This window comes from Streptomyces sp. NPDC091287 (genome assembly GCF_044768525.1).
Lineage (GTDB): Bacteria > Actinomycetota > Actinomycetes > Streptomycetales > Streptomycetaceae > Streptomyces.
In genome coordinates this window covers 33,429-57,588 of the sequence record NZ_JBIVUV010000017.1, presented here as the reverse complement: position 1 = coordinate 57,588, position 24,160 = coordinate 33,429, and the positions used below count along the sequence as shown (strand labels likewise).

At 66.9% G+C, this 24,160-nt stretch carries 14 protein-coding genes and 3 pseudogenes; 2 read left to right on the top strand and 15 right to left on the bottom strand.

Annotation, left to right across the window (positions count from 1 at the left end):
• Positions 1–713 precede the first annotated feature (713 nt).
• The 7 genes from ACIQRW_RS27105 to ACIQRW_RS27075 all read right to left on the bottom strand — a co-directional run bounded on the left by ACIQRW_RS27105 (position 714) and on the right by ACIQRW_RS27075 (position 12,054).
• Positions 714–3,314 (bottom strand): hypothetical protein, encoded by a 2,601-nt coding sequence (locus ACIQRW_RS27105; RefSeq protein WP_403764850.1) that lies wholly within the window; start codon positions 3,312–3,314, stop codon positions 714–716.
• A complete protein-coding gene (locus tag ACIQRW_RS27100) occupies positions 3,314–3,937 on the bottom strand; it encodes an ABC transporter ATP-binding protein (RefSeq protein ID WP_403764848.1) in 624 nt (207 codons plus the stop codon). Before ACIQRW_RS27100 ends, ACIQRW_RS27105 begins: the two co-directional genes overlap by 1 nt.
• Before the next feature lie 86 nt (positions 3,938–4,023).
• The gene (locus ACIQRW_RS27095; RefSeq protein ID WP_403764846.1) at positions 4,024–4,389 is read right to left on the bottom strand and encodes a peptidase inhibitor family I36 protein; all 366 of its coding nucleotides are present in this window, start codon (positions 4,387–4,389) and stop codon (positions 4,024–4,026) included.
• A 1,056-nt stretch (positions 4,390–5,445) separates the two neighbouring features.
• Positions 5,446–8,040: a TniQ family protein gene (locus ACIQRW_RS27090; protein WP_403764844.1), complete on the bottom strand. Its 2,595-nt coding sequence runs from the start codon at positions 8,038–8,040 to the stop codon at positions 5,446–5,448.
• A complete protein-coding gene (locus ACIQRW_RS27085; protein WP_403764842.1) occupies positions 8,037–9,149 on the bottom strand; it encodes an ATP-binding protein in 1,113 nt (370 codons plus the stop codon). Before ACIQRW_RS27085 ends, ACIQRW_RS27090 begins: the two co-directional genes overlap by 4 nt.
• Positions 9,146–11,323, bottom strand: coding sequence for an integrase (locus ACIQRW_RS27080; RefSeq protein WP_403764840.1), 2,178 nt, complete (start codon positions 11,321–11,323; stop codon positions 9,146–9,148). Before ACIQRW_RS27080 ends, ACIQRW_RS27085 begins: the two co-directional genes overlap by 4 nt.
• Positions 11,320–12,054 (bottom strand): TnsA-like heteromeric transposase endonuclease subunit, encoded by a 735-nt coding sequence (locus ACIQRW_RS27075; RefSeq protein WP_403764838.1) that lies wholly within the window; start codon positions 12,052–12,054, stop codon positions 11,320–11,322. Before ACIQRW_RS27075 ends, ACIQRW_RS27080 begins: the two co-directional genes overlap by 4 nt.
• A 229-nt stretch (positions 12,055–12,283) precedes the next feature.
• Here ACIQRW_RS27075 and ACIQRW_RS27070 point away from each other — a divergent pair.
• Positions 12,284–12,967 (top strand): annotated as a pseudogene (locus ACIQRW_RS27070) (ATP-binding cassette domain-containing protein); the annotation flags it as partial.
• 230 nt (positions 12,968–13,197) lie between these two features.
• On the opposite strand, the gene ACIQRW_RS27065 reads toward ACIQRW_RS27070, so the two are convergent.
• The 3 genes from ACIQRW_RS27065 to mobF form a co-directional block, all read right to left on the bottom strand.
• Positions 13,198–13,824 carry a hypothetical protein gene (locus ACIQRW_RS27065; protein ID WP_403764836.1) on the bottom strand — a complete coding sequence of 209 codons (627 nt, stop codon included), beginning with the start codon at positions 13,822–13,824 and terminating at the stop codon, positions 13,198–13,200.
• A gap of 140 nt (positions 13,825–13,964) precedes the next feature.
• On the bottom strand, positions 13,965–14,627 hold the full coding sequence (locus ACIQRW_RS27060) for a DUF6308 family protein (protein ID WP_403764835.1): 663 nt from the start codon (positions 14,625–14,627) through the stop codon (positions 13,965–13,967).
• A gap of 776 nt (positions 14,628–15,403) precedes the next feature.
• Positions 15,404–19,834 (bottom strand): MobF family relaxase, encoded by a 4,431-nt coding sequence (gene mobF, locus ACIQRW_RS27055; protein ID WP_403764833.1) that lies wholly within the window; start codon positions 19,832–19,834, stop codon positions 15,404–15,406.
• Positions 19,835–20,562: 728 nt separating this feature from the next.
• On the opposite strand from mobF, the gene ACIQRW_RS27050 reads away from it, so the two are divergent.
• A complete protein-coding gene (locus ACIQRW_RS27050; protein ID WP_403765105.1) occupies positions 20,563–21,705 on the top strand; it encodes an IS30 family transposase in 1,143 nt (380 codons plus the stop codon).
• Between the two features lie 91 nt (positions 21,706–21,796).
• Here ACIQRW_RS27050 and ACIQRW_RS27045 read toward each other — a convergent pair whose 3' ends face one another.
• The 5 genes and pseudogenes from ACIQRW_RS27045 to ACIQRW_RS27025 all read right to left on the bottom strand — a co-directional run.
• Positions 21,797–21,973: a hypothetical protein gene (locus ACIQRW_RS27045; RefSeq protein WP_403764831.1), complete on the bottom strand. Its 177-nt coding sequence runs from the start codon at positions 21,971–21,973 to the stop codon at positions 21,797–21,799.
• Between the two features lie 3 nt (positions 21,974–21,976).
• Positions 21,977–22,630, bottom strand: coding sequence for a hypothetical protein (locus tag ACIQRW_RS27040; RefSeq protein ID WP_403764829.1), 654 nt, complete (start codon positions 22,628–22,630; stop codon positions 21,977–21,979).
• Positions 22,631–22,674: 44 nt separating this feature from the next.
• A complete protein-coding gene (locus tag ACIQRW_RS27035) occupies positions 22,675–22,953 on the bottom strand; it encodes a DUF6211 family protein (RefSeq protein WP_381179800.1) in 279 nt (92 codons plus the stop codon).
• 197 nt (positions 22,954–23,150) lie between these two features.
• A pseudogene (locus tag ACIQRW_RS27030) lies at positions 23,151–23,758 on the bottom strand (DUF6349 family protein).
• Between the two features lie 20 nt (positions 23,759–23,778).
• A pseudogene (locus ACIQRW_RS27025) lies at positions 23,779–24,153 on the bottom strand (DUF6181 family protein); the annotation flags it as partial.
• Positions 24,154–24,160 lie beyond the last annotated feature (7 nt).

Genomic DNA, 24,160 nt, shown 5'->3' with positions numbered 1-24,160 from the left:
CCTCCATCAGTCTGTGCACCTGAACAACGCCCTCACCGGAGTTCAGTGAACAATCCCTAATCAACTCGCCCCGCTTCATGAGGAACTCTGTAGCCCTGGCTGCTCACCGAGGGCACGTTCCAGGGCGGCGAGTACCTGGCCTGGCCCACCAACAGGGCCCAGGTGATGTTCATCGCCGGAGCGAGCGGGAGCATCGAACTCGTTACCCCGTACCTGGCCTCCTGCGACAACGCCATGGTTATCCAGGCCCAGGCCAACTTGGCATTCGAGCAGGCACTGTGCCGCCGGGCGAACATCCACCCGCCCTTGCATCTTTGGTGTAGCAACGGACACTCACCGTGGGGATTGTGACCAATCCTGCCCCAGGAGCGAGAAGGGGAATATCTGCGTCGAGAAGTCGAGCAGGCTCTGCGGTGTCGTCGGCGCCTCCGTACAGTACACAGAGCGTGGAGGACACGGAGGCGTCGACTGGCGCCGATCGCAAATGGCCCATATCACGGCTGACCTGTCCCCCACGATCGCGTGGCTATGCAGTGACTGCTCGCGCGGATCGTCCTGGTGCGCTATCGCACCAGGACGACGGTTCCACGGGGGACGAGCTGCCCCGGGCCCACGTCGGCGCGGCACCCGCTTCTGCTGTGACCGCATGGGTCCGCCGGGCCGGTGGTCGTTTCGCTCTCGCTGAGAACAGTCCATGATGGACGGCGCTGCCCCTACCGGCGTAGAGCGAGCGTCGATCGGGTTGCGGCGAGTACGGAGGCCAGGGCGAGAGTGGCGAGGAGCAGGCTCATCTGTCCCCAGGGAATGCTGAGCTGGAAGTCGGGGATCTGGGTTGCCAGAGCCACGGTCGGGACGATGGCGATGAAGAGCCCGAGGAGAGTGGCGGTTCCCAGAAGCAGGGCGTACTGCCAGAGGATGATGTGGCGGCCCCAGGATGGCGGGATGCCGAGCGCGATGAGGCTGTCGATGTAGGTCTTCAGTGCTCGGGTCTGGCCGCGGAGTGCGGTGAGGACGGTGGTGAGCGCAAGCAGGGCCAAGGCCGCGGCGGAGACGTAGAGCGCGGTATCCGGGACCGGTGGTTCGGGCTCGACGTAGATGTAGGCGGCGCGTGCGTCGATCGCGTGGTCCTGGAGAATCTGTTGCACGCGCGCGTCCTGGCCGTCGTCGGCGTCGGCGACCATGATCGGGCCCCGCACGGCGATGGGGAGGTCATGGCGGCGGGCGGTGTCGACGAGAAGGATTCCGTCCGTGCCGGCGCGCCAGCCCGTGCGTGCCAGTTCCAGTGGCTTGGCGGGCAGGGGAGGGGTTTCGGTGAGGATGCGGTCGTCCTCGGCCACCACGAGTCGGGTCGGCTGTCCTTCGGGGGGCGGGGCGTTGTCGCGGTCCGCCCAGACCAGGAGGCCGCCGCGGTTGAGCAGCGCACGCTGGTCGGCGGTGAGGGGGCGGCCGGTCAGGACGGGGACGTCGTCGGGTGAGTCGACGGCTAGGATGCCGCCGTTGTTGCCTTGGCGAGTTGTGCTGGGGACGGGGCCGGTTTCGTCCACGGTCTCCTTCGAGAGGCGGTGGAGTTCCACCTGGGGAAGGTCTTCGAGAACTTGGCTCTCCTTGAGCACGGTGAGCATCCGCTCGGGTGGTGCGAAGGCGCTGCTGGCCCGGTGCGCCAGTAGTACCTGGCCGGGCAGGACGTCCGGTTGCACAGTGTTCTCGCTGCTGCGGATCAGGGTGTCGAGAAGGGCGAGCATGCCCAGGCTGGCGCCGATGATCACGGTAAGGACGGCGAGGGCGGCCTGTGCCCGTCGTCGGTCGGCCTGCAGTTGACGGCGGGCCAGCCTGCGGCGGGCGTCACGCTCCGTGAGCAGACGGGTCGCGAGTCCGAAGAGCTCCGGCAACGTCAGCACCACCGCGGCCGTGATCAGGGCGGTGAGGAACATGCCCTCGGACGGGGTGTCGAGGCGTGTCGCCGTGTAGACCACGCAGACGCACCAGACGCCCAGCGCGGTCAGCTGGCGGACATCACGGACAACCGTGGCAGCACTCTTCTCGCGGAGACTCTTCGCCCGCGGTTGGTCTGCCGGTGACGTGGTGGTGGGGTGAGGCTGCTCACTGCGGGTCCGGCGGGCCAGGAGCAGCCCCGCGCCGGTCAGCACTCCGGTTGCCGCGACCAGAGCGAGGAGCTGCGTAGCAGCGCCTGTCACTCCTTCGACATCTCCCACCGGCCGGTCTTGCAGGTACGCCAGGAGAGGTCGCAGTGCCCAGCCGGTGGCAACTCCGGCAGCGGCACCGGCGGTAGCCGCCGCCAGGCACCATGCCACGCAGGCGAAGCTCACTGCCGCTACCGTGGTGGCGGGTCGCAGCCCCAAGGAGACCATGGTCTCCGTGGTGCGCCGCAGTCGTCGGTCGACGAGCCCGAACATCAGCAGCACGGCGCCGATGGGGACCAGAACGGCGGGGATGGCGTATCCGGCGGGAGACTTCTCGATCCAGTAATCGGCTGCTTTGGTCTCCATCTGTGCCCGAAGGGTCGGCGGGCCGGGCAGAGGTTCCGGTCCGCCCTCGGCCTCCTGCGAGCTGGAGTCATCGCTGTACGGCGCGAGCGTCTTTGTCACCGCATCCATGACCGCTTGTTCTGGACCCCCGGTCCACAGCAGGTACGGCTGCGCGGCCAGGGAGGGGTAGCCCTCAGCTACTTTCGGGTCCAGACTGCTCCACGTGCCTGGCGCGGCGAGCAGGGCCGAGGTTTTCGCGTAGTGGTTGTCCGCGACGCCCACCACGCGCAGCCGAACATCACCGAGCACGGTGAGCGTCTGACCGGCCGCGGCCTTGACGTCCCCTGGGTCGGTCACAACGACCTCGCCCGGCTGTTGCGGCCAGCGACCGGCCGTCAACTCATACACATCCGGGTACGGGTTGGGCTTCCACTGACCCTCCAGCAGGGTCACGTTCCGTGCTGGAGTAACGGCGAGCTGCACGTCGAGCGCGGTGAGGAAGGCGGCGGACTCGTTCGCACCGGCCTGCTGAGCGGCCTCCGCCATGGCCGGGGCCGGCGTCTTACTGCCGGGGGCAAGCGTCATCTCAGCGCTCGCGAGAGCGTCGAAACGGCCCAAGTCGCGATCGGCCTCCTGAGCACCTGAGAGGGACAACGTCGACAACGCGATGAACATGGCCATCGTGAACAGACCCGCCACGAACACCGTTGAAGAGGCACCAATCCATTGGCCCTGGCGCCGGCCCAGCCGCCATGCCAGCCGTGCCGCGAGCCGTGGCTGCGGCAGGACCGATGTGCCCTTGTCGGCCTGCTTCGGCTGCCGCGCCATCAGCGCTGTTCCAGGCGGCCGTCGACGACCTCATAGACCGAGTCGGCGAACTCCCGGCAGCGGGGGTCATGGGAGCAGACCACCGCCAGCACCCCCTCGTCGCACAGCTTCCGCAGCAGTGTGAACATCTCCCTCGTAGCGGCCGAATCCAGCGCTCCTGTCGGCTCGTCCGCCAGGAGCACGGCGCGGTCACCGGCCAGCGCACGGGCAATACCCACCCGCTGCCGCTGGCCGCCGGACAGCTGACCGGGAAGTCGGTCCTCCAGCCCGGCCAGGCCCACGCGGGCCAACTGGGCGACAGCCTCTGCACGGGCAGCAAAGGACGTATCCCCGCGCGCCTCCAGCGGCAACGCAACGTTCTCGGCGGCGGTGAACTCCTCCACCAACTGGTGGTGCTGGAAGACGACTCCGACGGCGTCCAACCGCAGCCGCGCGCGCTGGGCCTCATCCGCCGCACTGACGTCGACACCGGCGACCTGGATGTCACCGGTATCGGCGACATCCAGGCCGGCCAGCAGGTTCAGCAGGGTCGACTTCCCGGAGCCGCTCGCCCCATATACGCAGACGAACTCGCCCGCGCCGGCGGCGAAGTTCACCTCCCGTGCGGCCCACACCGTTTCCACTGCCGATCGGTAGGCTTTACACAGGTCGCGCGTTTGGATCAGCGGTGCTCCGGCCATGTCGTCAGCCCTTCTGCTCTCTGAGCGGTTTAGCAGCCGTGCCTGGTTCGCCACGAGCTGACCTCGTCGCTGTTCAGCGGCGAGACGTTGTTGTCATTGGCTTCCGGAGCCATGCCCTGCCTGTCGCCAGTGCCGTTAAAGGCGCCGTACATGCAGCCAGAGTGGGTGCCCGACTCGTTGGACCACGAGTCCATCGCGTTGTCCCTGTCGCCGCTCAGATTGACGAGCGTGGCGCTGCCGTGGGCCCGCTCGCCGATCATCCACTGGTAGTCGTTGTTGCCCCACATGCACATGTTGTCGTTGTTGCAGTCGCTTATCGCCGCGTTGGCCACGGGCGTGACCATCAGGGCGGAGCCGACGAGCATGACGGAAGCGATAGCCTTCTTGATCCTCACGTGCTCTCCTTTGCGTAATTCCCGACATTGCACGTACACAGGCACCTCGGGATCACGCCGTCAGGCAAGCCGCGTTGCACAGTACGAACGCCTCGTCCGTACCGGCAGAAACTTCCCCCCCAGGTGCTTGCAAGATCGGATGTAATCACGTTGTGGAGCATTTCGACAACGCTCAGTTTTAGACAGCGCGACGCAAAAGAACCATAGCAACTACCCGCCCCTGCAAGGCTTCACCCCGTGGCCGCTCTTCGCCTAGCTCCCGGAGCAGAACACCGGACGACCTGCCAGTGAACGCGGAGTGCGACATGCCCCGGTTTACGCTTACGCAACACCAGCGATTTCAGGCCACAATGAGCTTGCTGACCGAAAAGCAACTTCTTACCACGGCGTGAAGCGCAGGAAGCATCCGCAGGCTGAGGCAAGGAGGCTTGAGGCGCCACGAGAAATCGGGGCAATTCCCTGTCGCAAAGCGCCTTGCACCATGCGATCCCACGATCTCGACTTGGTCCGTTCTTCCATCACCACATTCCCCTTACGAGGGTGCAAAGCGCGTGAAGCGTGCAAAAAAGGAGGCGGGCACGTCGGATGAACACCGTGCCCGCTGCCATTCGGTGCGCAGTGGAGCATTACCGCCGGACGCGTTCAGGTCGGCAAGCAGGATCCGGTGCATCCGGTCGAAGACCCCTGCCTCCTGTCACCGGCCCGGGCGGCGCCATCGTGTATGTCCCAAGCCAAACCCCAGCTCTGCAGGGTAAATTTGCCAGGCCATGTCGTTGTAGAGGTAGAGGGCGAATAGATGCCCTGGAGTCAGAGCGGGTCCGACACCAGCTGCGGCCCTGGCGACCGCCTCCGGCCACGGAGGCAACAACGGCTCGATCAGCGCCCACAGCTCTCTGTCCCCGATCCACGGTCGAGCATCCACAGCATCACGAACAGCCGAATCACCACATCGGTTACGCCCCACCAGCGCACTTCGGTGTATGTGGATTTTCCGACAACGCGGCGAGGTTCCGTAGCTGTCGTCGTGCGCCCGCCGGGAATTGCTGGACAACCCTTTCAGTCAGCGCTTGCGCGGTCGTACCGGTCGATTACCGGAAGGGACTGCTGCAAGAGTGTTCGCCCGGCACATGTAAGTTTCAGAGGGGAGATGGTCTGCACGATGCGGACTCCCGTGGCCCTTTCGACAAGAGACAGCTTTTTTCTGAGGTACTTCCCATCGGTCCCCGCCTCTCCTGCCGATTCTGCGAGGGAGGGGTGGTTGAGCAGCGCACAGACCTGCCGCATGCGTGTCACAGAACCCTGGCCGATAAATGCCTTGTACACGAGGGGTGAGAGGTTCAGCCCGTGTGTGGTCTCGGCGAAGTTTCTGGGGACTCCGGTTCCATGTCGGAGGGGAATCCGGCCTTTCCTGGCGGTGGCACGGATCGTGGTTCCCGTCACGCCGACTTCATCCGCTATATCGGCGACGCCTCGACACCTCACGACATGTTGCTCGTGGAGCCACTCCCGGTCGACGACAGGCGGGTAGTCCGGGTGATACCCCCGTTTCCGTATCTCGACTCCGGCTTCCCGCAGCCCGCGCTTGAGGACGTCGATACTGCAGCCGGTGGCGGTTCTCATCTGCCGGAGGGACATTCCTCTGTCGCTGTAGAGGTCTCGGAGAATGGTGGGGCTGGGTGGGCTGCGTGCCGGCCGGGGTTTTCTGGGGCCCTTTCGCTGCGTGGTGGTGATGGTGCCGGTGACTTCGGCGTAGAGCCGGATGTGCTCGATTCCCAGCCCCATGACTTCGGCGATATCGGACAGTTTGCGGTAGTTCACCGCGCAGTTTCGAAACTTGTCCTTGTCGACGGCGTCCGGATCGGTTCCGGGCCAGTCGACGCCGGTTGCCCAGTTGGCCGGTGGCTCCCAGAGGACCGGTTCGTCGATGCCGAGTCGGTTGAGGTGGCCTGCGGCCTGGTCGAGCAGGAAGGCGCGCAGGAGTGGGTCTGCCCGGAAGCGCAGGATGGTCCTGCGCTGCTGCACTTCTCTGCTGAAACGAAGGCTCCAGCAGGTGACGTGGTCCGCGGTCATGATGGCCTTCAGGTAGCCGTCGATGGTGTCGAAGGTCAGAGCTGCGTACTGCCGCCAGCCGTGCTGGGCTGCGAGTTGGCCGAATGCGTGTCGGTCGATGGTCAGATCCGGGCGGGCCGCCAGTTCGCGGCGCCGGGCGTAGTCGATGGGTGAGCCGTGGGCGTCGAGTGCGTCCGCCAGTTGGCTGAGGCCGTAAAGCAGTGGAGTCAGGTACTGGGTGTCGAGGCGGCCGATCATGCTTTTGACGAAGGATGACGGGACGGGGTTGCCGAGCAGGGTGAGTCCGTCGCCGTAGGTGCGGCTTCTGGAGCGGGCGGAGAGCAGGAGGGCGCTGAGTCCGGTCCTGAACTCGGCGGTCTTCCTTCCTTTGGGGCCGCCGATCGCATGGGGCATCAGCCGCATACTCCAGGACGGCCACAGGGTGGTGGGGACCGCGGCTGCGCGGCGCTCGATCTGCTCGGGGCCGGCGGAGGGGATGCGTGGGGTGGGCGAGGCCGTTCCGAAGCGGAGTCGGTCGATGGGGAGAAGTCGTGTGTCGATGACGGGTAGGGCGCGTGCGACGACGGCGAGTGAACAGGCTGAGCGCCAGGAGTTGAGTTTGAGCTGCAGTTCCATGGCGCCGTCCTTGCGCAGGTGCGAGTCGGCGATCCAGTGCACCACCGCGTCGCTGTGGGGGTGTTCGTTGTCGAGCGCGGTCATGGCGAGCGCGGTGCCGACCGCCACGTCGATGGAGCTCTCGTTGCTGAGCCCGGTAAGGAGGGTGGGGCTGTGGCCGCCCACCTCGGCCAGGACCTTCGACACCGGTGGAGGTTGGGCAACCGAGTCGTCGTGAAGTGTCGCCAGGCAGCGCCAGGCCAGGAAGAACAGTTCACCAAGGCTCGTTTGCCGGTTGTGCTCTTCACGGCCGCCCTCCGCCTGCGTGCGGACGAGTTCGTCGATGAAGTGCTGGGCCTTGATGATCCGGCCGTCGGAGGGGATCGGCCGTGTGGCGGGGCTGGCGAGGTCGGTGTTGCACGGGTGGCGGGCCAGTCCACTTGGTTGTGCGAGACCACGCGCCATGGTGCAGCGGGACGGGCTCGTCACGCCGGCGGGATGGCGTCCCGAGGGGTGGGGGCGATGCCCGCACCCCGGACACGTCTCGATCAGCAACTGCGAGTGGCGGATGCAGGCGAAACTCCAAGGGCTGCGCCAGGACAACAGCCAACGGCCGCCGCTCTCTGTAAGGCACGTGGAGCAGTACCGGCTGCCCTTGTGCCGGCGCCAGTGGGGTGGGGAGGCGAGGCCGCGTGTCTGGTGGCGGAGGTTCACTGTGATCTTGTCGAACGGTTCGAGGGTCATCGCGCGCAGCGCGTCCGGCTCCACGCCGGTACGCCGCGCAAGGACGTCCAATTCCTCGGGAAGGAGCTTGGTCATCAGGCGCTCAGGGTGGGTGCGCGGTAGACCGACGAACGCCAGAAAATCGTGGGAGGTAACGATAAGTTGGCGAGAATACTCCTCGATCCAACTGTCCAGCGCCTCGCCCGGCAAGGGCGCCACGGCCAGCGACAGCCGCTCTCGCGGGAACGGGCTCGGCCTCTTCACGCGCGCCCCCGTGTATCCCGGCCAGGCCGTGTCGTCAGCAGGCCATCTTCCAGAGCCGCCATGAGTTCGCGGCGGGCGCTCTCCGCGGCCACATCGTTTTTGACCTTGTCCATCAGTTCGCTGGTCAAACGCTCTTCCTTGGTGCGTACAGCACGACGGCAGCCTCTGGCGATCAACGTCATCAGCGAGGCGAAGTGTCCGGTGGACCGGGCGTACAGGTAGTCCGACAGATCATCGGCGAGCATGCCTCGGGACTTGTTCGCGAGGACGAGTTGCTTCTCGATGGTCAGCAACAACTGCCTCCAGACCAGACGGCCTTCCTCGCTGCCCACTTCGAAAGGCGGCAGCGGAAGGGTCGTCATGCGCCGGCCGGCCTGCGCCAGATCCATGTCCTCAATGGACAATCCGTCCGTCAGGACACCGCGCGCCTGCACGCCGACCCCCACATAAATGAACGTCACCGGGAACACGGTCGACAGAAACTTGAAGTGATTGGCCACCACCCGGTGGTTGGTTCGCTTGAGGTCCAGGAAGTGGATGTCGTCGACCACAATGACGCTGGAACCCATAGTCCGCGTGGCCTTGGACGCGCGAGCGGCAAGCTGATCGGCGTTCCCCTTCTCGGGCAGCTCGAAGAAGCGGCAGATCGCCTCGTTCAGACCGCGGATGGTGATGTTGCCGGTCAAAGTGATGTTGACGACCGGTACGCGTCGGTGCCCGGACGGGGTGGTCGGGCCGTGCAGCAGGATCTGATCTCGGTAGTATTGCTTGGCATAATCGAGGACCGCTGTGGTCTTGCCCAGCCCGGGGAAGGCATCGACCACCACGGACGGTTTGACCTTCTCGCCGTCCTGCCGGTTGGCTCCGACCACTTCGCCGAGCCCTTCGTGCAGCTGCTTAAACTGCGGCGTCGGGATCGGCCCGATATTGGCGTGCCACACGTCGCGCTGATCGTTGTAGATCAAGAGCTCGCGCCGTGCCATCGCCGCGATTCGGTCCATGCTCAGGAGCGGCGGCCGAGGCCGCGGCGGCTCTTCACACATCGCCAGCCAGCCACCGAGCTGCAGCGGACTGTAGTTACGCTCATGCCCCTCGAACGTTCCGCTCACCGGATCTCCCAGGCATTCGCGTAGTACTCGTCGTCCGTGAGGCCCGGGGCCTCGGCGGGAAAGGCCGCGTCGCACTCGGCGTCCTCGTCGTCATCCCCATACGTTGACGTCGCTGCGGCTTCACCGGCGGGCGTCTCCACGGCGGCGGCCTGTTCGTCGGCGGAGGTCAGGACTGCGAGGCGGCGTACAAATGGCAACTCGGCGACTGATACGTCCTTTTCGTCCTTGTGGTCGGTCTCGGGCCCCATGATCCGCAGGCGCTCCTCAGACAGCCGCACGGCCATGCGCCGCTCTCTTCGATCCCTCGTCAGCCCGGCACCCCAACGGCTCAGCAACTCAATCAGGGCCCGCTTGACGTTCGGAAAGCGCTGGGACTTCACGGCCAGCCTGCGGGCGTACTGGAGTGCCTCACGGCTCAGCGGACCATCCAGCGCATCAGCATGTTCCCACCGAAGTTCGTGCCACTTTCTGCTCTTCGGGTCCTGAAAGTACGCGCGGGTGATGTCGCCAGGGTCCAGAGCGATCGGCCAGGCACCGGCCCGGACACCTCCGTACGGGCTGGTGGAGTTGGCGCGCCCCTTCAAGGCGGGCCCGTTGTAGCGCAAGGTTTCCACTTCCACGCCGTAGTGCTGGATGGTGGTCCACTTGACCTCAAGAAAGTCGTACGCAAGGTCCGGACGGCCGAGGATCCGCAGATGCCCGGCACGCTGGACGCCGTGCTCGTACATTTCCAGCGGGCTCATCTCAAGCCCGGGTATCTCCGGCACGCACAGCCCCTTGTGCGCCCGCCGGTGATAGCACAGGGCGATCCACTCACGGATGATCGCTTCGAGCTCGTCGAGGAAGAAGAACGCCTTCGCTTCCGCATCCTTGCCCCGGCTGTGGACATCCGCGCCCTTGTACCCGGGCAGCGCGGCGAGTAGACCCTCACGCAAGGTTCGGAACCAGCGCTCGACCGGAGACTTGTCTGTCGGCGTGTACGGACGGGCCGGCTGCAGCGAGATGCCCAGGCGAGCGCAGACCGCTTCGATGTGGTTCGAGACGTAGATCGTGCCGTGGTCGAAGACCAGCGTCTCAGCGGTAACTGACGGAAGAAGGAAGTCGCCCTTGGCATTCACGAAGCGTCGGGAGTCGATCACCACCGTATTCGGCACCCCGTGATGAGGCAGAACGCCCCCGTCTGCTCCGGACGGTCCGCCGCCGGTGCGGGGCCGCACCGTCTCGTACAGCACCGCGGCAACGTCTGCGGCCTTGGTGGACACCGGAGTCAGCCGTAGCCCCGTGACGCACCGCGTGTACAGGTCCATCGCCACCGTCAGCTCGGCCTGTACCCACCGGCACGTGACCGGTTCCATGGCGAAGACGTCGAGGCGGGTGGTGTCGACCAGTACGTACTCACCCGGTCTTGTGGCGCGCAGTCTTCCGTACACACCAGGCGGGCGATTGGCGATGGACCGTTTGCCTTTGGCGCTGCCCTCGAAGGTGTTGCTTCCCCGGGTCAGCTCCTTGAGGAGCCCGTACGCGGTCGACTTCTTCGGCAACCTGACGCTGCCCCTCCCGTGCTCCTTGGCCAACCGCTCCTCCACCGTCGCGATGATGATGTGGCGCGGCGGGCGACTCTCCTCGACGTGCTCCTCCACCACCTTGCGGCACATGTCGAGCCACCGAGGATCCGTACGCCCCAACGGATTACGGTCGGCCTCCGTCGAAGGGAGCAAACCCACCAGCCCGTCCGGGCCCTTCGCCTTCATCAGCCACCGCCGCACCGTCATCACGCTGACGCCCAGCTCGGCCGCCTTCGCCTCGTAGCGGGCCATCATCGCTACCCCCGGCGCATACGGCGGACGGGGCTCCCCCTCCAGTGCCAGCTCAGCCGCACCATGGCGATATCCGGTGACGACTTCCTGCAAGTGCTCGACCTTCTCGCGTAGGTCGGCGTTGCCCGCCTCCCCCAGCCCCGCGAACACCGCACCCAGGCCCGGCCCCGGCTCACCGGCCACCTCAGGAACGCTCGTCGTCGGATGAGCCAGCAGCCAGCCGAGGTCCACCTGCCGCGCGGCGCCCTCCCTGGACTCCAGCAACAGCCTCGTCCCCGCGATCTCCAGAACCTTGAAGGACTCTCCGTCGTGGTTGATCAGCATCCCGGTGCGCAGCACCGCCAGCTTGTCAGTCATGCGCACTTCCTCAGGACGGAGCGCCCGCCGAGTGGGCGCTCGAGGTCGGTGACTAGGTAGCCCGACCACAGCAGCGACAAGAGCGCGGGACGGACATCACCCGGGGGCGCATCGTGAGCCAGCCTCCTCTCAGCCAGGACGAGTTCGTCACCGTCCTGGACTACCTGCGACGCCCTGGCCACGACTTCTTGGTCAACGACGACGGGCCGGCGATATCCCGCCAGGAACCGGATGTTCTCCAGCACCGTCCGCTCGCAACCGGACCAGATCTCGTAACCCCACCCCTGCGACTCGAACAGCTTGCCCGGCCAGGCCAGCGCCTGCGCGATCTTCGGATCCTCAAGCCGCTCCGCCGGTTTCACATTCACGACCCGGACGGCACCGCGACGGGTCGACAGGAGGAAGTCCGGTACATGCCGCCGCATCCGCCCGTCGACACGCGACTTGAGCCAGCACGGCTGGGCACGTATCTCCATCACGTCCGGGTCGAAGTCGGCCAGCAGTAACCGGGCCAGTTCCAGACGGCTCTCGTAGATCACGTAACCGCCCATCGTCGATGACCAGTAGCTGCCCGACAGGTGTTGCTGCCCGTGCCGTGAACGCACCGCCCGCCAGGGCACCGAGTCCTTAAAATGCCGCAAGCCGAGGCGGCCCACCTCGACCTGCCGCGTGTTGTCCTTGCCGTACCGGATCCAGGCCACAGGCCCGACTTCACCGTCTTCGCCAGCCACCGCATCTCCATAGGCGATCGGCTCGCGGTGATCGCGAGCGACTGATGCATACGATCAAGCACTCGACATGCGAACACGGCAGCGGAGAGCTCTACTTCACTCAGTCGGGTAGAGATTTGCATCAGTCGGCATAGCCGCGATCTACGGCGGGCAGCACGGTGAGCCGGGTACCGACTCACGCCCAGGAAGTGTTCAATCAATGTTCAAGAATCACCTTGATTGTTCACTCTTATCTGGAACCTATATCTCTCTACGCCGTGGAGAGATCCTGGCCATCGTGGGCGAGAACGGCTCCGGCAAGTCGACGCTGACCAAGCTGATCACCGGCATCCTCCTCCCCGACAAGGGCCGCGTCCTCTGGGACGACATCGACCTGGCCCAAGCCAACCCCGACGCTGTGTGGAACCGGACCGCACTCGTCCCACAGAACTTCGCCTGCTGGCCCCTGCGCGTCCGCGAGAACATCACCCTCGGCCAACCCCGCACCTACGACGACGACGCAGTGTGGGACGTCGTCGACGCCGTCGGTATGCGCGACACGGTGGAGAAGTTGCCCCAGCAGATGGACACGCTCCTCACCAGGGAGATGTTCGGTGGAGCCGAGCTGTCCGGCGGCCAGTGGCAGCGCTTGGTGTGCGGGCGAGCCCTGTACCGCCAGACACCCCTCCTGATCTTGGATGAGCCGACGTCTCAGATGGACGCGCGCGGGGAGCACGCCCTGTTCCTGGAGATCAAGAGGATCGCTGCCGGCCGCATGACGATCGTCGTCACCCATCAACTTGAAAACACTCGCCTTGCCGACAGGGTGCTTGTCATGGACAAGGGCCGCGTAATCGAGCATGGGGCCTACGACGACCTCGTCAGTGGCGGTGGCTTGTTCGCCGAACTCGTCGCCCTGGCCAAGGACCGGTGACTGCGAATGCTTCCCTTGCACAATCCGCGACTCGCTGCGCTACGCCGAGGCACAGTGCACAGCGAATGCGCAAATCCTGCCTTCGGTACGCAATGACTCCGTACCGTAATTACCGGCTGCCGATCTTGGGTGATCTTTGAGGACAGGGCACGCAGAGGGCTCCGTTCAGTCCAGAGTATGGCGACGCTGCACGGGTGGCCCATGGGGTCCATGAGTGGTGCCGGGCGGCGTCATAGTCCGCTGGCGATTAGACGTGAGGTCGACACCTCTCGCTCGGACAAAAGCGCTTTAAGCGATCCCATGGTGCCCACATCGGTAATGGTGACGACCTCTGTGTCACTCATGCGGATCGTGGGAAGCCAGCCGTGCTCGGATGGCAGCAGATCGGCGAGTGTGTCGCGGAAGGCACGCTGACGGTGGCGGCCTCCGGCGCCCGGGAACAGCGGTGGCCGCGGTGCGGCGAAGCCGCCGCCGGGCTCGCGCCCGGTCCGCTGCCGGGAGCGGGCAAGCCATTCCGCAATAGGGAAGCCAACCACAGCATCGGGCGGGTAGCGCTCCAAGGTCATTGCTCGGGCTGCAGTGAAGTGCTGTCGCTCGTCCACTTCCAGTATCTGCCGCTCACCGTCCGGATACGTCAGCACGAAATCCAGCCGGCGTCTTTCCCGCGGCGGAGCGTGCTCCGGTAGGACCAGTCCAGTCAACTCGCCATAGATCTCGGACACCGCGTCCCATATGCGCCCGCACTCGGCCCTGCCCGGCCTGATCAGCCACGCCGGACAGCATTCGCGCTCCACCTCGGCATCCACCGCGACAGGCAACCAACGAGCGACACGTTCCTGCACTCTCTCCATGGTCATCCCATCTACTCCCTGCCTCGGGATCCATCCGTAGTTCCAGGACTCTGCCTCAGTTACAGCGGGGCCAAGTGTTCCACCGGGCGTTCTGAGCTCGCAGTCAACTGGACGCGGCGATAGTAGGTCGGCATAGAGCAGGGCGGTCAGATATCGGTGCCGAGATTCCAGGCTACGACGTCAACAACACGCAGCAGCGATGTGCCCTCTGGAGCCTCCGCCTTGAGGGCCGCCCAATGGTTGGGCTGGCGAACGATGTCGTCAACCATGCATTCAGCGAGCGTCGAGAAGAACGTCGTGTCGGTGCGTCCGGACACGGGGTGCATCGGATATCGATCACCGAGGCCCAGGTAACACGCTTTCACCCGCCGGTCGAACAGCGGGATGAACAGCGGTCGCTTCCGGTGAAGGATCTTGGTCAGAGTAGTCAGGCCAACGCCAGGAATCCTTTCAGGAGCATCCAGGGCTCCGATCAGCCCCTCGATCAGTTTCCGGTGGCGGCCATCGCACACTGCCGATTGCAACGTGAGATGTGGCGGCACTGCCGCAAGGCCAGATAGCAGAGAGGGCAGGACGGACTGCAGGGAGTAGAACGCAGTGATGGTGGGCCCAGCGTTCAGTAGCAGAGGGGAAATGAGGTCCCCATCATTGAGGTCGTCACGACCGCTGCCCGTGGCCATTCGATCGTACGCCGGGTACGCAAACGGCCTCCCATACTTGGCGACTGCAGCAGCTCTGTTAGCGGCCTCATCAAAGTAGGAAGAAACCCATCGTGCGGCCGTTTCAACGTTGATGCTGCGACCGCCCACCCAGACCTCCTGAGTAACCATTCAGTCCTTCTCTTCCCATCCGTACCGGCTGTGGCGTACTACGCGTCGCTGACCCAAGTTGCGCATACTCAACCGACGCAGCGGGTGCACATCGAGCGCGGATTCGCGCGTTACCGTGCGCGGCGGACCTCCTCCTGGATGCGGACACGCAACCAGGGCGGCATGTCCACGGGGACACCCTCAGCGTCAGCGAGATAGATACAGAGTTGCCCGCTCATCTCACCCTGGGAGGGACGACCGAAAGCTTCAACGACCAGACGACCCACCTCGTTGACATCTTGGTGTGGGGCACCTGCGTCCGACTGGTCATAGAACATGCGCAGGCCAGGAACACCGGGCAGAGATCGAGTCACCTTCGGCCCCGCGTCCCCGACAACCCGGCTCTCAGCGTCCCAGTACCGGATGAAGCGCAGGTTATACGCGCTAACGACGGCCACCATCGCCAGGTCACTCATGGCCAAACTCCCATCCAGCAGCAGAGTTTGGAGTCTAGCGGCCTCACCGACCGGCAGGGTTCGAGAGCGACGGGGACACCAGCGTCAAGGCCGGCCCCGGTTTCCGAGACCGGTGTACACGCCAGTGGTGCCTCACCCGCTGTTATGTATGCGAGCAGGGAGAACCGCGGATCGCTCAATCTCCACCGACGACGCCACTGCTCACTACGCGCGGATTCTGATGTCTGCGCAGGCCCAGTGCTCACTGAGTGGCGCTCCCCACATCCCTTCAGCAGGTCTGGAAGGCGCGCCTCGTGGAGATCACAGTGTTGGCCCATCTGGCTCATCACCGAACGTCTGCGAGACATCGTCATGGTGAGTCTGGGAGGCATAAGGAACCACAGTCAGGCGCTCAGGGACGGGTGCAATCGTCAGCTCGTCGGCGCCGAACTGGTTGCTGGACTGAGCCCTTGAGGCCAACTCATCACGCAGACGATCCTCCCGATGGGCGGAGCCCTGGGCCGTGCTGCGTTGGGTTACCGCCGTGGCCCGTAGCTGAGTAGCACCGCGTTCGTCCTTCTCCTGGGCACGCCGCAGGAGTGCGGCCCTCTCTTCCTCAGTCATATTCGCTTCGGCGAGTACGGATACGAATTCACCGGCCGGTCCTGCCGCCTCGGCCTGTTCCAGGCTCTGCCTACGCAGTTGCTCCCGTTCCCGCCTAATCTCCTCGCACGCACGGACCAGATCCCCACGGTCTGCCTCAACCGCAGCCCGCTCGTCCCCCCGCAGCACCGGACGCCCAAACCGGCCGGTGGCGGTCAGCTGCTCTTCGAATCCTTCGATTCGTTCCTGTGTGCCGCACAGTCCGGCAGTACGTTCCGCGATCGTGCGGTCCAGCGCTCGGACTTCGCGGATCGCCTCCGCACGTTCGGCAAGGTCCTGGTGTCGGCGCTTGAGCGCGAGCGCGTTCGGGCCTGTCCCCGCGGCGGCCTGCTGTTCGGCGCGGTTGGCGGCGACCTCCGCCTTCTCTGCCGCCGTCCTGATGGCGCGTGCCGCAGCGGCGGCCTTGCGCGCTGCGTCGCGCAGTGCCGAGTTGCTGAGGTGAGCGTAGGGGCGGTCACTCGTCGGCGTGAGTTCCACGGATGCGGCCGACACATCACTTCGATCGGCGGTGGCCGAGGTGGCACGGTTCTCCGGTCCCCCATCCTCGTCACGGGTGTCCGCGTCATGCGGTTCTCCGGCTCCGGGAGCACACGGGGTCGGCAGATCCGCCACGACCTGGCGGACGTACGCGGGGACCGCGTTCTTCGGGAGTTCGGTGAGGATCATGCGTTCCTCGGTGCCGCTCTCGATCTCGCGGATGAGGCCCGCGACGGCGCGGTCAAGCTGTTCCTGGTCGGTGAGTGCGTCGCCGTGGCGGGCGCGGTCGGCGTCGGTCTCGTAGACGGAGAGCGGCAGGAAGAGGTGGAACTCCTTCTTGTCGCGGCTCATCATCGTGTAGAGGGCGTTCGCCTGAGCGCCGGGTCCGTAGACCAGAGCCTCTTGGACGGTGAGGCCCTGCGACTTGTGGCCGGTGATCGCGTATCCGAGGCTGAGCCCGCCCTGTGCGATGTAGTCGGCGTCCACCCATTCGGCAACGTCACGGTGGCCGTCCTCGGTCTTTTCCCGCCACTCGACCAGCACCCGGCGTTCCTCGTCCACGGCGCGCACGATTCCGCGGTAGCCGTTCAGGACGTCGTCGTTCTGCCCTCGGCTCTTCTTACCCCGGTAGTCGTTGACCCGTAGGAGAACCTGGTCACCGACGGACAGGGTCAGCTCGCCGCCACCGGGTAGCGCGTATGCGTGCTCGGGACCGGTGAGGTCGCCGTTCTCCTTCCGCAGTGCGCGGGCGCCGATATTCAGCTCTTCCACGATCTCGTTGGTGGTGGCGAGCATGAGGAGCTGCTGCACGGCGGTGTGGTCGTCGGTGTGTGCGGCCCGCTTGTCGGCCCAGACGGTGAGCATCGCGGCGAGGGTGGCGTCCTTGTCCGCGAGAGCGTGCACGCGGCCGGTCCCGGCGAAGGTCCGGAGCGATTCCACGCGGTTGTCGTCGCGCCACAGCTCCAGGGCCCGGCGCTCGACCATCTCCTTCTGGCGGAAATTCTGGCTGAGGGTGAGCCCGCCCACGAGGTGGTGCACGGCGGCGAAGCTGCCGCCGATGCCGGGCGAGTGGAGCTGCTTGGGGTCACCGATACCGACAACCTTCGTGCCGGTTTCCGCGGCGTGGGTGAGGAGTTCGGCGACGTCGCGGTCATCGCACATCGCGGCTTCGTCCACGACCAACACGTCCACGCCGGTGAGGCCGGAGCCTCCGTTGCGGATGCCGGTCAACCAGGAAGCGAGGGTCCGGGACTCGATGCCCGCCTCGGCCTTCAGGTTCGCGGCGGCTACGGCGGCCGTACTCGCGCCGGCGATGACGAGACCGTGCGCCTCCCATGCCTGGCGCGCGGTATCCATGATCGTGGTCTTGCCCGACCCGGCGATGCCCACGACGGCGTCGATTCCGTGCCCGGCCGTGAGCAGCCGTTCGAGGATGGCACGCTGTTCGTCGGAAAACGTGAAGCTGCCGCCGTGCTGAGCCTCGACGGTGGACAGCGTCATGTCGACCGTGTCGCTGCTGACGGCGGCGGCCTGAGTGCCGAGCCGGTTCGTGGCCTCAGAGACGATCAGCGCTTCGGCCGCCACGACATCCGCCGTGGTGTACCGGTCGGCGTGCGCGAAGTGCTGGGCGCCCTTCGGGTTGAGCTGGACCGCGTATCCGGCGTGCTGAAGTACGGAGTTGGTGAGCTGTTCGGCCTCGGCGGCGTCCGCGACGCCGTACGGGAGGGCGTCCAGCACGGCGGCGATGGCGGCGGCGTGGGTGAACTCCTTGGAGTGGCTGGTCAAGCCAGTCTTGGGGTCGAAGACCTGGGCGCACAGCTCGTCCAGGGTGGGGTTCTGGTCTGCTCGGTCCTGTTCCATCGCGCTGGCTGCGATCGCGTCGGGGTCGTCTCCGGCCGCACGGCCTTCGGCCTGCCAGTAGGCGCGGAGAACATCGTCCCCGACCCCGGCGGCCTCGCCGTTCTTCGCGGCCTTGGACGCGGTGGAGGCGGCGGTGCGCTCGCGGGTCGTGGCGCTGTCGTAGTCGATGCCGAGCTTCGTCAGCAGGTCCCGGACCTGGCTGTCGCGCTTGCTGAAGAGCCGGATCGTGGCTTCGGGAATCGCTGCGATTTCCCAGGCTCCGGTCCGTTCCTCTCGGCGGAAGCTGATGCCGAACTCGTTGGTCAGCTCGCGGCGGATGCGGGCATTCATGAGGGACTGGGTCGCGCGGGTGTGCCGGTGGAGGTCGCGACCCCCGCTGGCCATCGTGGACCACTTGCCGTCGGTGCCCTTGACCATGTTGGCCAGGGTGAAGTGCAGGTGGAAGTGGGGGTCTCCGTACGGGGCACCGTCGACGGGGCGGGCGGCGCGGTGGACCATCATCCAGCCGGAGAATCCGCTCGTCTTCACGGTCTCCGCTTCGTCGCCGTCGCCGTGGTGGCCGCGCATGGCGTACGCGGTCCACCGCTCCAGGGCGCCGATGGACTCCCGGCCGGCGGCCGTGTAGATGCCCTCGACCTGGGCGGCGATCTCCTCGGGCGCGTACGCGAGGAACGCAGACTTCGACTTCGCCAAGTCCAAGGTGACGTCAGCACCGCGGTTGCCGACTTGCACACGGCCTTCGAGGAGGGCGGCCTTGATCTCCTCGGCGTCCCACACGTCCTCGGGCGTGAGCCCTGCCGCCTTGGCCATCGCGACGGCTTCGCGGACGTCCATCGGCAGGTCCCGGAGACGACGTGCACCTTCGCCTGCGGTCTGGGCGTACCGGCGCTTCATGGAAGCGGCGTCGAACAGGTCGGCGGGCTGCTGTCCGGTCTCGGTGGCGTGGGCCTCGACCGCGCGCAGGAGTGCACGGGCGTCCAGGTGGCCGCCCGCCTCGGCGGCGACGGCCTTCTCCACCGTGTCCTCGCCGTAGAGGTCGACAGCGTTGATGCCGACGGCGTCGGCGAGCTTCAGCACCGTCGAAACGGGGACGCGGTGCGTCTCTCCGAACCGCTTGAGCTGGCTCTCCATCCGGCGGAAGGCGTCCTGCTTGCGCTTGGAGTCGAGCAGGGAGGTCGGGTTCACGCTGCGTTCGGCGGCGGCGCGGCGGATGGCGCGGGCCAGTGGGGCGGCGGGGAGCTTGGCGGCCGGCGCGATGGCCAGCTTGGGTTCCACGAGGGTCTGCCCGGTCCGGGGGTCTTCCCCGAGCATGAGGCGCCGGGCGGCCGGGAACTGCTCGGGGGCGAGGACGCTGCCGGGCGTGATGTCGAACTCGGTGAGACCGTTTCCGATCCAGACCAGGGGGCGTTCGCTGGCGTCCAGGTGGTAGTCCACCTGTCCGTCGGCGGGCCGTGGAGGAAGGGCCTGTTCGCCGTAGAGATCGCGGGCGTCGAGCCCGGCTGCGGCGGCGACTTCGACGGCATCGTCCCCGGTGAACCGCGCCGTGCCCTTGCTGCGGAGGAGTCCGCGGGCGCGGAAGAAGGCGCGCTTGGCCGCGCGGTTGGCGAGCAGGGAGGCGACGGGGGCACCAGCGGCTTCGGCCTTGGCCTCGATGGCGGCGACGAGAGGAGCAGCGTCGACCGCTACGGACTTCCCGCATCCGTGGCCGCCGGTAAGGCGGTACTCAACCTGCTCGTCGGACGGGCCGATCATGGTCACCCATCCCACCGGCCCGCTCACCCCCCGCTCTCATCCGGTCAGATTCGGTCGTCTTGGCTGATTGTATCGTCACGAAGTGACGATACCTTGGTCCTCTAAATCCAAGATCATGATCAACGAGGGGGGCCTCGGTCACTCGGATCAGCCTCGTTCCTCCTGCGGACCAGGCTCCTGGAGCCTGATGTCCTGTTGGACTGTTACCTCTGTGAGAGGTGCGCGGGCTGGGGTGCCGTACGTGCTGAGGCGGCATGACGATCCGATGTCGGTGAGGTGCCTACGCGGCGCTGAGTCGTTGGTCCGTGTATGGAGCAGACCCCGCATCCAGCGGCATCCCGCCGGTTCGCCGAGTTGTCGGGCCCGTACTGGATGGCCTCGGACTTCCCGGCGTCCGGGCCCGGCACAGAGGGCCAGTTCGGGCCTGGACATCAGACTTCACCCCCTGCACCAAGCGATCGGCCGCAGGGCGGAGCACGCCCCGGCCGGCGGAGGGCTCGTAGCCACTGATCCGTCGCTCCTGCTGCGGGGGCGAGCGGTCTGGTTGGGCCCTGCCCGACCAGCCAGCGCCAGGTGACATGACGAAGGCCCCCGCTCCGATCCTTGGGTTCTAGTAGTCGTCGCAACACCCCAGCTCAGGGGATGCGATGGACTTCAAGATCCGGGAGATCCGGACTGCCCAGGGGCCGAAGAAGCTGCTGCGTGAGCGGGAGGAATACTTCCGGCTCATGCAGCAGGGCTTCAGCAACGGGCACGCATGCCAGATAGTCGGCATCAACACGAAGACCGGGCGCCGATGGCGCAACGGTCGCAGCGCCGAGCGCAAGCAGAAGGCGGCACCCCCGGTTCGGCCGGTGGTGCCGCCTTCTGGTCCGTCCAGGTATCTGGGCGAGGCGGACCGGATCTACATCGCCGACCGGTTGCGGGAGAAGGCGTCGGTGCGTGCGATCGCCGCAGAGCTGGGCCGCAGCCCGTCCACCGTCAGCCGGGAAATCCGGCGCAACCGCACGAACGGGACCCGCGGACTGTGGCACTACCGGCCCTACGCCGCCCAGGCCCGCGCCGACGCCCGACGGCCACGCCCCAAGCCGGGGAAGATCAGACAGAACCCCGAGCTGCGGGACTTCGTCCAGGCCGGCCTGGAGGAGCGGTGGAGCCCGGAACAGATCTGCCAGGCTTTGCGGATGAGCTTCCCCGACCGGCCGGAGATGCACGTGGTCCACGAGACCGTCTACCAGGCGCTCTACGTCCAGGGCCGGGGTGAACTGCGCCGCGAGGTCGCCCGCGCCCTGCGTTCGGGACGCACTCGCCGCAAGCCCCAGCGGCAGGCCAACTGCCGCCAGCCCCGCTTCAAGGACCCCATGGTCATGATCAGCGACCGGCCCGCCGACGCAGAAGACCGGGCGGTGCCCGGCCACTGGGAAGGCGACCTGATCATCGGCAGGGACGGCGCCTCGGCCATCGGCACCCTCGTCGAGCGCGCCACCCGCTACGTGATGCTCCTGCACCTGCCCGACGGACGCGGTGCCGAGGACGTCCGCGACGCGCTGGTCACCACCGTGAAAACCCTGCCCGGCCACCTGGTCCGTTCGCTGACCTGGGATCAGGGCAGCGAGATGGCCGCCCATGTCTCCTTCACCGTCGCCACCGACGTCCCGGTCTACTTCTGCGACCCCGCCAGCCCCTGGCAACGAGGCTCGAACGAGAACACGAACGGCCTGCTGCGGCAGTACTTTCCCAAGGGCACCGACCTGTCCACCCACACCCGCGCAGACCTCGACGCCGTCGCCGCCCAGCTCAACGGCCGCCCACGCAAAACGCTCGGCTGGGAAACCCCAGCCGAGCGCCTGCATAAACTGCTCGCGGCCTGAACAACCGACCACGTGTTGCGACGACCCCTAGAAACCGCCATCTGGAGCGGGGACCTTCGTCATGTTCGCCGGATGGCCTCTTGGCCGACGGCTACGTGTTCAGGGGCCATTCGCCGAACGGCACCGGCGCCTGGCCTTGGGCTTCGCGCACGGCTTCCTCCGTACCGCACGTGGTGCAGATGAAGACCTCGCTGTCGGTGGTCAGCCGGGAACGGGCGGGTCGTTCACCGAGCGGGCCGCCGCAGCGCGGACAGCGGGTGTCGAGCACGGGTCACTCCTCGGGATGCTCACGGGCGGACTTGAGGATCAGGTTCCAGGTCGGGCGGGAGTAGGTCTTCTCCGTCTGCCCCTGAAGCTCGGGGATCAGGTCGGCGTTCTTCGCCCCGGGGTTCGCCGCGATGGCCTGCCGGGCAAGGGTCAGCCGCTCGTCTCCCTGGTAGGGGTAGGCCAGTCCGCGGCGGCCGGTGGGCCGTCCGCCGGCGTGCCCGCGGCCCTTGCGGTCCGCGAGGTACTGCCACAGCCTCCAGCGCTTCCACTTCGGGCGGCGCCGGGTCGGAAGCTCGTCCCAGTCGTCCGGTGCCGGCCATCCCTCTGGCGGGTTCTTGACGTAGTGGGAGACGGTGGCGGAGTCGGCAAACCCGCAGATCTTCGCCGCCTCGGCCGGGCCCACCATCTCTTCGGCGTCGCCGTCGAGCTTCGGCGGGTTGGTGGTGCTGGCTGCGGCGCGCTGCCGCTGAAGCTCGTGGTGCCACGTCGCCCATACGTCGCCGTCCCAGTGCATGACGCCGTCGATGGTCTCCGCGACGGGCGGGTGCCCGTTGTTCTCCCGGTCGGTCCAGAGGTTTTGCAGCGTGGGTTCGCTGATGCCGTGGACCTTGCGCAGGTCTGCGCGTGAGTAGAGCGTGCGGCCGGTCTTGGGGGACACGGTCGTCTCCTGTTCTTGGTCGGGGTCGTGACCGCTCGGCGCGGTCATTGGATCTCGTCCGGGTCCGGGGCCGGCGTCCACGTACGGCTGCCTGCCGGTTCGAGCCGGGTGAGGGTGGCTATGTCGGCCAGGGGGACGGCGGCGGCCCAGTCGGCGCGGCCGGGGTGGTCGACGGGCAGGTTGAGCACGAGGTGGCGGCCGGTCGGGGGGAAGTCCTCGACGATGACGAAGCTGTCGGTGGGATCAGCGCCGATGCTGTTACCCCTCGTGAGCTGGGCGATGTCGCCGGGCTGGGGACAGTCGGGGTGCCGGTCACATAGCATGGTGCGGTCTTTCTGGTGAGAGACACTGACGGCCAGCGCCTTGTTGCCCTTGTGCGCTGGCCGTCGTCTGTTGTCTGGGTGCGTGGCGTCCTGTGGAACGCGCGGCCGGTCGGAGGTTGCCCGCTCCGCTGACGGCGAAGTAATTAAACCACCTTTAGGTTGAGCGGGTGGGGCCCTGATCCGGAGGACGGCGGGCATCAGAAGAGGGCGTCCTGATCTGCGGGGTGTCGGACCCGGTCGCGCGGTGGCCGGGTGATGCGGAGTTCGTAGCGGGGCCGTCCGGCGTGTGGCGGAAGGTGGGCTTCGCGGCGGTACCGTCTCCAGGCCACAACGGGGGCGCCCTGGCCCACCCATCCCGCCGGGTACGGGGCAGTGAGCTGAGCCCAGCGGCTTCGGCTCCGCGGAACGGCCCATCTGTCCTCGACCGCGGTGATCGGAGGCAGTGTCCGCCAGCCGGGAACGCGTGGTCGTGGGCGTCCTCCACGGCCTCGTTGTCACCGTCCCCGAACCCGCCTCCGCAATGGATGGGGCCTTCCCACTCACACGCGAGACACCCGCCCCGAAATTCCTGCTCGTCTCCCCGGCGGCCGGTCGGCCGACTGCGGGAGAGAAGGGTTGGGGTGTGGTGTGCGGGCGGGTCCAGGTCGTGGCCGAGGTCGCAGTACGCGCCGCCGGGGTGTCCGGGCTGGATGTGCCACGCATGCCCCGCGCTCTCGGGGCGGTGACGCGTCCGTGCGTTGCGCATCCGCCAGTAGTACGTCTGCCGTGCCCGTGCTCCAGTCGGCTCGGCGGCGGGAACGGGCACGACTTCCTGCTTCCGGCGGCGAGCACTTCGCGGAGCGGGTCAGCGAGCACGGCCTGTTCGTCGGGGGCGTCGAGGAACCGCGGCCCGTACGCGCGGCGCACCGCGCGGCGGGCGTCCTGGTGGCGGTCGAGATCCGGGTAGTACGGCGACCGGTCGAGCACGTCATAACCGTGCTGGGTGAGCACGTCTGCGATGAGCGACCTGACCTGTACGGGGTCGAGGGCGGAGAGGTCGGATTCCCCCGGGGCCGCGAGGAGTACGCGGATCAGCTCGGTCGCGCTGAGCCGGGGGTGGAGGGGAACGCTGAGCCGGTGGACGCCGTCCCGGCTGGGGGTGGCGGCTCCTCGGCGGCTCGGTGTCCTGGTGGTGCTGCGGTCTTCTGTCGTCTCGTCCATCGTGTGG